The following is an 8,265-nucleotide window of genomic DNA, read 5'->3' on the forward strand; positions in this document are numbered from 1 at the left end:
ATACTACAGCAACACCGCCATCCGCAATGCGGTCGGTGCCTATGATGTCACCTCTGGCACTGTCCTGGGCACTGTCAACCGCGAATATTCGATGTGGCAGGGGTTGGAAACCAACCCGATGCAGGGTGCCGGTGATACCTGGGTTTTGGAATTTTCATTCGATAGAAGTTTGCTCAATCTCGATGGCGCTCAGACCATCAATTTCCATAATACCCTGGGATGCGGAAATGATGTTATGAACAAGTCGTTTGCGGTGGTTCCGGAACCGACCAGCATGATGCTTCTGGGACTCGGCATGCTCGGCCTTGGCGCTCTCCGAAAAAGATTCTAATCATTGCTCAGTAGCAGCCCTCCGACCCCGCTTTCCCGGCGGGGTTTTTTATTCCCTTAATTCCTTGACAGCCACCTCTTTTTTTATAATCTTACTGCCCGATTTGAAACAATCTCACATCGGATGTGAGCGAAACCGCTGTCTCTTTTGAATCTATTGGAAAAAACGTGCCGCTTCTTAAGAATTCTCTTCTCCGCAACAGCTGCTTCATCTTAATCCTCGTTTTGTTGTTTGGTGGCTGTTCCTCCGACCGGGGAAAACTGATTCGCTTCAGCGCCGAGAAACTTCTGCACAAAGCCAACCGTCTTCATGACAAAGCCGGCATCAAACCGGAACTGGGCAATGAGCAGCTCTGGAGCGAAGTAAAGCAGGCGTATATCGCCGTGACCGATTACTGCTGGAAACATATTGATTCGCTTCCGGAATCGCGCTATCCGGTGGAGCGCAAGGAACTCGAAGCGGCCGCCTTTACCGCTGTCAACCGCCTTTCCGGTATCTATTTCTCAGAAAAGAACTATGACTCGGCCGTCACTTACCTCAACCAGCTTCTCACCCTGACCCAATTGGAGGGACAACAACTCTTGACCACCCGCGTCAACCTGGCCCGTATTCGTCAGGCTAAAGGGGACTGGGATGAAGCGATGGCTATCTACCACTCTATCATCGATACTTTCTATCCCCCGGTTGACAATCAGAACAAGGTTCTGGTGCAGGTTTTGAATATTCCCATGGAGCTGGTTCGTTCTTATCTGATAATCAGCGATACCCTGGGCGTTCTGGCGGAGAGCCAGTCGGCGAAGAGCTATTATAACCGTCTCATAAAGGAATGGCCCAATTCTGTTCTGGCGACCGCCGCCCGAAGCAACCTGGCGCGGCTCCATGTTGACCTGGGCGAGTGGGACAGCGCCATCGAGAATCTTCAGTTTCTCAAAGATAGTGCCGGCCAGGTGGACCTTCAAGCCGCTCTCCTCATTGGCGACATACTCGCCTCCGGAAAGAAAGATTACCTGCGGGCAGTTTCCCAATACAACGGCATTATGGCGCGTGTTGCCGATTCCACCCAGCGCGCCCTGCTAATGACCCGCATCGGGCGCGCCTACTTTGAAGGAGAGCAGTACGAAAAATGCCGCGAGATTATGGGTGAGATAAAGCGCTATTACGAAAGATTCTACAATACCAATCCGACTCCTCTCAATTATATCGCCCGCTCTTTTGCCGAAGAAGGAAACTGGGAGATGGCCGAAAGCGAGTTTCGCTGGCTCATCAGCAACTATTCCGGCACCGAAGATGCCTTCAATGCCCATCTGATGATAATCGACCATTATAAGAAAGTAAATGATAAACGCCAGGTGGAAGCCTGGAACCGGCGCGCCGAAGAATTTTATGAGAGAATGAGCCGTCAGCATTACGGCACCTCCATTGAGGCTTCGGCTCTCTCATACAGCGCGGAGATTGCCCGTCGCGAAGAAAAATGGGAGAAGGCGGCCGACCTTCTTACCCAGCTGTACAAAAGGTTCTCCCAGACAGAAACCGGACGCAGCGCCCTGATAAAAGCCGCTACTATCTACCGCGAGAAACTGAATCAACCGGAAGTTGCCGACGAATTAATGAATCGCCTCAAGGCGGAACTTTCCCCCCTCTCCGCGGGTAAAAATACTGATTAGACTTCCGATATTAGGAATACAAAAGTTTCGAAACTTATGCCAGCTGGAGGAATGATGAATCTTAGAAGAACGACTCTGATAGTCGCCGCCATGTTTTTGCTCGGCGCTGTCAATCTCGCGGCTCAGGACGACAAATTTGGAGCGGTTGATACGGTCTTTCTCGAGCCGTATAAAATAGATGCGCTCAACTGGGGTATCAATATCTCGATGTTCAATGACGAAGAGATTATCGCCCTGTCGCTTCCCCTTACCTTCTCTGACGGGAAAAATCGGATTGTCGCCGATTCCACTATTTTCACCGGCGGACTGGTGGAGAAATTCAAAGTAAAAGAAGCCCGTTCCGATACCGCCATGCAGTGCTTGACCATCGGCTTGATAAACGATATCGGCGTCTCGGTGCCGCCGCTTCCGCCGGGACGGGGAAGAATCGCCACTGTTTTTGTCTCTTCTATCGACAAGAAGGAAATTTCATCGCTTAAGGTCGATACCACCACAACCCCGCCGAGCAATACGCTCCTGCTGGTGAAACAGCCATCCGACCCGCTCGTGCCGGCGCTGGTCATCAAAGCCCCAGCCAAGTCGGAAAAGAAATAAGAACGGTCGTCGACGTATCACAAATAAGAAACGCCTCCCCGCCGGGAGGCGTTTATCTTTTGACTCTTCTGAGCTGAAGCGCCTACTCTTTATCCTCCCCGAAGTCGATGTCGGGAACTTCTTTCTTAATATTGGTTCTTATCGATTTCTGAACTTTCTTAATCAGATATTTTTCCAGCTTCTGTTTCAAATCTCCCGGGAGTTTCTCCCGCGCATAGAACTCCTTGTAAAGGATGCCGGCATCGAGTCTGAAACATTCCTCCAGTCCCGCCTGACGGGCTATAAGCGCCAGGTCCAAAAACGCCCGCTCATCATCAGTCTTGGTGGGAAAAGCCTCTTTCTCGGAGACGGTTATTTTCACCGAGCCAAGAGAAGAAACCAGAGTGGTTATATCGGCTTGCTCGCAGAATTTGAAGATATCATCTTTCATCGCCTCCATTTCCGACTCCAGGATTTTCTTCCTTCGACTCAATTCCAGATATTTCTCCGCCAGTTCCTTCCCCGCTTCCTTGTCAAATTCTACCCCCAGGTCGTCCTCCAACGATAAGCGGTGACGTTTCGCCGGACAGAGTTCATAATAAACGCACCAGTCGCAGAGCGGCGATTCCTTCGGAGGAAAATCGTCATCACGGCGCGCCTTTTCTATCTCCAGAATATCCTGAAAGGCGCGATATCGAATCTCCTCCAGCTTGTCCTCATCCATCACGGTTGTTAAGGAGAGGCCGTGGCGGAGAAAAATCTGCCGCAGCTGTATCTCCCTGAAATCGGGCCAGAGATATCTCACTCCCAGCTGGTACAAGCCCATCTGAGTGTCGTTATCAAGAGTCTGCTGGGTCGGGAGCGATACGTTGGTTTTGTAATCGATTATTTCGACCACTTCGTCGGGGCGGCGGCAGATACGGTCAATGACGCCGCTGATGGTGAAGCGCCCCTCCGGGTCAAGAGGGAAGGTTATCTTTTTCTCCAGCGCCACCGAGGCGCCGTCATCAAAAGGAGCATTCTTATCATAATACTGCGCCAGCGCCTCCGAACCGACTCTGATATAGTCGTCCACGCCCAGTCCTTCGCGGGTAACTTTGATTTTATCCTTTTCCGGAGTCTCCCAGTATTTACGGTATAATTCCAGAAGTTCCTCTCTAGATAGAAGCCGCATGTTCATCTTGAAACTATATAGCTTCTCCAGAGCGTAATGAACTGCCGAGCCGAGGAAGTTTTCCACGCTGACCGGCTTCTCCACCACCGCCCGCTCGATATACTGGAACTTATACTGCCGGGGGCAGTTCTTGAACGTCTCAATCTTCGATTTGCTGTAAGCGGTAGCCACCTCTCCTCCTTTATGCCAAAACTCTCTCTCCTATTATATATCAATCCGGGCAGAGCGCAATCATATTTATATTCTCTTGCCAATAGTCCTTGAATTTCCAATTTTTTCTCCCGATGAATCGGCGCTCATCCACTTCCTATCAATCACTACTTTACGGCGCTGCCTTTCTGGCGCTACTGCTTGTTTCCGTCTGGCTCCGCCTGTCGGACCTCGATTCCGACCCGCCGCTTTACTTTGACGGCTCCGGGCAGTCTCTTTCCACCGACCCGTACCAGTACACCTATCATGCCCGCAACAAAATCCTCTTCGATGACTGGGACCCGCTGCTGGAAAAATCCTGGAAAATATTCCAATACTCCCTCGTTTCCGGATTGAGTTACCTGATTTTCCTGATTTCAGACGTCTCCCGAGCCAACGCCAATCTTGTCGGGGTCATTCTTTCGGTCATCGCCATCCTCTTATTCATCATGGCGCTTCGAAAAACAATCAGCCGGACATCGCTTCTGGCAATTCTCTTTTTTCTGCTCTGCAATCAGGTGCTGTTTGTTTATGGACGTCTCCCATATCTCGAAAACGGCCTTCTTTTCTGGTCGGCGCTGCTCTTTTATCTCTTCGTCAATTTTCGTCAGAGTTCCTCCGGGCTGGCGCTTCTGGGGGTCTCGCTGGCATTGGCGGCGCTGACCGGCAAAATTTTCGGCCTTATTCTTGCCATACCGCTGGCCGGTGGATTATGGATTGACTTTGCTTCCCGTCGGCGACCGCTTCTGATACTTCTCGGCTCTTTTCTGGCGACTTCTTTTGCCTTTGGTTTGATATTCTATGGCGGGAATCTGAAAGAGATTTTCAGTTATCTATTCATGCAATCTTATGGTTTGTATGGCTTCCCCGAGGCGCTTCTTTCTCCGCTTAATTTTCTGGAGCGCTTTATATCGCTGGGGAACGAATCCCGCTTCTATTTTCTCTCTCCGGCGCTCGGTATTGGAGGTTTTCTTGGGGTCATTTATATTTATCGACAGAAGGGGAAAAAGTGGCTGCTCGATAATCCTGCCCTGCTTTATCTGATACTCTGGCTTATCTCCGCTCAGCTCTTTTTCTGTCTGGGCAACTACCGCCCTCTCCGTTATATCTATTTTTCCTATCTGCCGCTTGCCGGAATTGCCGGCTATTTCCTCGATTTGTCTGACCGGAATTCGACGGCGCCAATCCCACCCGTCGACAGCCGTTTCTCTCTGATAATCTTCTTCGCCGCTCTCTGGATATTCATCGAGCAGTTCCTGTACACCTTCTATGTCGAAATCGGGTTTCTGGCGGTCTATAAACGGCTGGTCTGGACCACCGCTCTTCCCGCCCTGGCGCTGACTCTTCTGGAATGGAAATTCACTTTCTCGCGCATCTTCTTCGACAAAACTATCCGTATCTCCCTGGGAATTTTCCTCCTTGTTCTGGCCGGATGGAGTTTCTTTAACGGTTATGACAGATGGCAGAAAGAAAAATCCTTTAATATCAGGAACGCCGGAATCGACCTGGGTGAGATTCTTTCCCCTGGTGCCGTCATCACAGGCCCGATGGCGCCAACCTTTCTTCCCGAAAACCGTCTCAAAGGAATGATTTATGCCGTTGGCATTTCCGGAAAAGACCCCGACTTTCTTAAAAACTCCCCGGTCACCCACCTTGCCATAAACAGCGAAGCCTTTCCGATAATTGTCGAAGAATTCCCCGACCTGGCGACCGCCCGCCCGGTTACGGTCTACGCTGTCCGTGACGCCGAAATCGGGCTTTATCGTATCTGCCATCTCACCGGCAATCGTGATGCCGCCGCTTATGTTTCAACCGATTATGAAATTGCGCGCGATTTCTTTGAAGAGAAATTGCCCGACAGCGCCTCCTTTTACATTGAGCAGTTCCTCAAGACTTACCCGGACAATCTCTCCGCCTTGATGCTAAAAAGCCGCATTTTCTCCGCAATCGGCCGAAGGGACGATGGCCTGCTGGCGATAGAAAAAGCCGCCACCCTCTACCCCGACAACTACCTGGTTCTCTTCGACCTGGCGGTTTACTATTACGAAATGCATCAACTGACCGGCGAGCGGATATTCCGCGCCCTGGCCGAAGAAACCTTTCTTAAGGTGACCGCCAAAAATCCCCATTTTGCCGATGAGGTCGCCGCTTTCATCGCCGAAAGCGAAATGGGGCGTTAGCAATTAACCATCGGCTATGACCTTTTGATGACAGGCTCGCCGCAACCGGAAATAAAATCGCTTTTTTTGGCGGAATCGAACAGGGAAGCGAAACTTCCGGCTGAAAATATTGTTAAACTATTAAACGGAACGCTTAAGCTCCCCGACTTCTTGAATGGAAAAACCGGCGCACGGTCGCCGGATATAACTCAAAATCAATTTTTTGTTGACAGAGGTTATCTGGACAGGATACCCTATCAAAGGAGTGATAGGCAATGCAAATCGATATCCTTTATTCCAAAAACAACGCCGCTCATCTGCAGGCGGCATCCTTTGTCAAAAAGGCAGTCAGCAATCTCGGTATCTCCGCTGTTATCAACGAACGGGAAACAGAAATCCCCAGCCCGCGGGTGATGATCAACGGCTTTGACCTGCTTAACGGCATCCGCAAGCCCTCGGGAACTGACGGAGCCAGCCTGATTCCCAGTTATGACTCCATCGTAAAAGCCCTCGAGCAGACTGCCTGGACCGGCATCTGAGTCACCGCAGTGGCGTTGGCAAATCTTATTCGCAGCCTGTAATACTTTTCAGGGGGTGATTTTTTGTCCGAAAACGACGGCAACCTTCCTCTGTCCCTTATGGTGCGAGAGGTGATGCGCTGTACCTGAGGGTACATCCGGGCGACTCCGCAGCTATTTGCTTGAATCGCATAAGCCTCATAGCACCAATAACTTAATCCTGCGCTGGATGATTGGCACGCCGTTTGAGGCACTTTTTGGCAGTTAATACGTTGCAATCATCACAGTAAAGGAGAATCTCAATGCTTAAACGAATTTTAGTCCTGACACTCCTTTCCGGCCTCCTTGCCTTTATGGCAGGATGCAGCAAAGACAGCGCCTCTCCGGAACAGGAACTTTCCATTGCACAGCAGTTTGGCGGTTTCACTCCGACCGATGAAGCCCCCAATTTCGGCGACCCCGACCTGACCGCCGGCCTGGCAGTTGAAGCCGAATATAATGATATCTATCTCGACAGTCTTGATTACGACTCGGTGGTCAACCTTCCCGCTATCAACGCCTATGCCCTCAGAATTATCTGGGGCTCCCCCTGCTTTGACTCAACCATAACAGAATTGACCGATTGGACCGGCTCCCTTTCGATGAGCCGCGGCGGTATGATTCTTCGCCGCACCATCGGTTTTGAGCCGAATCAGGATTATATCCTTCCCCGCACCGACCGCAAACTGATTGAATGGGTTTCTTTCACATCCGTGCATCACGATGGTATCTATGTCTATCTTTTTGTGCCGCCTTTTGATTCATTGCTCGATTCGATGGCGGTCGATACGCCGGTTACGGTAACATTCGATACCGAGCCGTTTGAATTCAGTTTCCGTCTGGATGACCTCTCCCGTCTGGATACTGTCTTCTACCTCGATGATTCTGTCAATGTCGTCGCCTTCCGGGCATTCAAGATTACTCCGCGCCTCTGCCCCGGCGGCTTCCTCGAAGGAAAATGGGGGGTCGATTCGACTGGCCAGGGGATTTTCAAAGGACGCTGGATTTCCCGCAACGGCATGCTTGCCGGCTATGTCAAAGGCATTTGGGGACCGGATACTCTTAACGATATCCCCCGGGCGTTCTATGGAAAATGGATTGATGTCACCGGCCGTTTTGAAGGGCTGCTTAAGGGAGTTTATAGACCGCATCCCAACTGGAACGCCGACGAGACCGCCTTCAGTCGCGCCGGAGGTAAGTTCTTTGGCTACTTCTACGATGCCAATGCCAACCCGCTGGGCGCCCTTAAGGGACATTATATGATGCCCCGTTGGTTCAGCGATGACGGCATGGGGTACTTTGCCGGACGGTGGAAAACCTTCTGCGGCAGGAGCATTGACGATGATGATGATGACGGGATGGATGATGACGGCTCTTTTGGGTGGGGCTGGGGACATGACGATGATGACCAAGATGATGACGGTGATGATGACGATGGTGACGATCATGACAACGGCGACAGCGACAGCACCGGTCATTACGGTGATGGAGATGATGATTAACTAAGCCCTCTCTTTGGTTATTTATATCGCACCCGCCGGTTCGGGACTTGATATCCCGAACCGGCTTTTTTGTACATTCTGCATAGGGGCAGATATTCACAACCTGCTGATTGGTC

7 protein-coding genes are annotated in these 8,265 nt (G+C 51.0%); 6 read left to right on the plus strand and 1 reads right to left on the minus strand.

All coding sequences use genetic code 11. From position 1 onward, the window contains the following. The 3 genes from AB1690_02345 to AB1690_02355 form a co-directional block, all read left to right on the plus strand. On the plus strand, positions 1-331 hold a 331-nt coding region (locus AB1690_02345; protein ID MEW6014142.1), incomplete at its 5' end, for a PEP-CTERM sorting domain-containing protein. A gap of 125 nt (positions 332-456) precedes the next feature. Then, the gene (locus AB1690_02350; protein ID MEW6014143.1) at positions 457-1,995 is read left to right on the plus strand and encodes a tetratricopeptide repeat protein; all 1,539 of its coding nucleotides are present in this window, start codon (positions 457-459) and stop codon (positions 1,993-1,995) included. A 51-nt stretch (positions 1,996-2,046) separates the two neighbouring features. Continuing rightward, positions 2,047-2,589 carry a hypothetical protein gene (locus tag AB1690_02355; GenBank protein ID MEW6014144.1) on the plus strand — a complete coding sequence of 181 codons (543 nt, stop codon included), beginning with the start codon at positions 2,047-2,049 and terminating at the stop codon, positions 2,587-2,589. A gap of 82 nt (positions 2,590-2,671) precedes the next feature. Here AB1690_02355 and AB1690_02360 read toward each other — a convergent pair whose 3' ends face one another. After that, positions 2,672-3,913 carry a PD-(D/E)XK nuclease family protein gene (locus AB1690_02360; protein ID MEW6014145.1) on the minus strand — a complete coding sequence of 414 codons (1,242 nt, stop codon included), beginning with the start codon at positions 3,911-3,913 and terminating at the stop codon, positions 2,672-2,674. 113 nt (positions 3,914-4,026) lie between these two features. On the opposite strand from AB1690_02360, the gene AB1690_02365 reads away from it, so the two are divergent. From AB1690_02365 to AB1690_02375, 3 genes are all read left to right on the plus strand, one after another. Further along, a complete protein-coding gene (locus tag AB1690_02365; GenBank protein ID MEW6014146.1) occupies positions 4,027-6,111 on the plus strand; it encodes a hypothetical protein in 2,085 nt (694 codons plus the stop codon). A gap of 254 nt (positions 6,112-6,365) precedes the next feature. Next, entirely contained in the window at positions 6,366-6,629 is a 264-nt protein-coding gene (locus AB1690_02370) for a hypothetical protein (GenBank protein ID MEW6014147.1), read from the plus strand. Positions 6,630-6,910: 281 nt separating this feature from the next. Beyond that, positions 6,911-8,149, plus strand: coding sequence for a hypothetical protein (locus AB1690_02375; protein ID MEW6014148.1), 1,239 nt, complete (start codon positions 6,911-6,913; stop codon positions 8,147-8,149). Positions 8,150-8,265 lie beyond the last annotated feature (116 nt).

This window comes from Candidatus Zixiibacteriota bacterium (assembly GCA_040753495.1).
Classification (GTDB): Bacteria; Zixibacteria; MSB-5A5; order GN15; family PGXB01; genus DYGG01.

Coding starts and splice junctions, on each gene's coding strand:
- AB1690_02355 (MEW6014144.1), top strand. CDS start 2,047: ATGATGAATCTTAGAAGAACGACTCTGATAGTCGCCGCCATGTTTTTG.
- AB1690_02365 (MEW6014146.1), top strand. CDS start 4,027: ATGAATCGGCGCTCATCCACTTCCTATCAATCACTACTTTACGGCGCT.
- AB1690_02370 (MEW6014147.1), top strand. CDS start 6,366: ATGCAAATCGATATCCTTTATTCCAAAAACAACGCCGCTCATCTGCAG.
- AB1690_02375 (MEW6014148.1), top strand. CDS start 6,911: ATGCTTAAACGAATTTTAGTCCTGACACTCCTTTCCGGCCTCCTTGCC.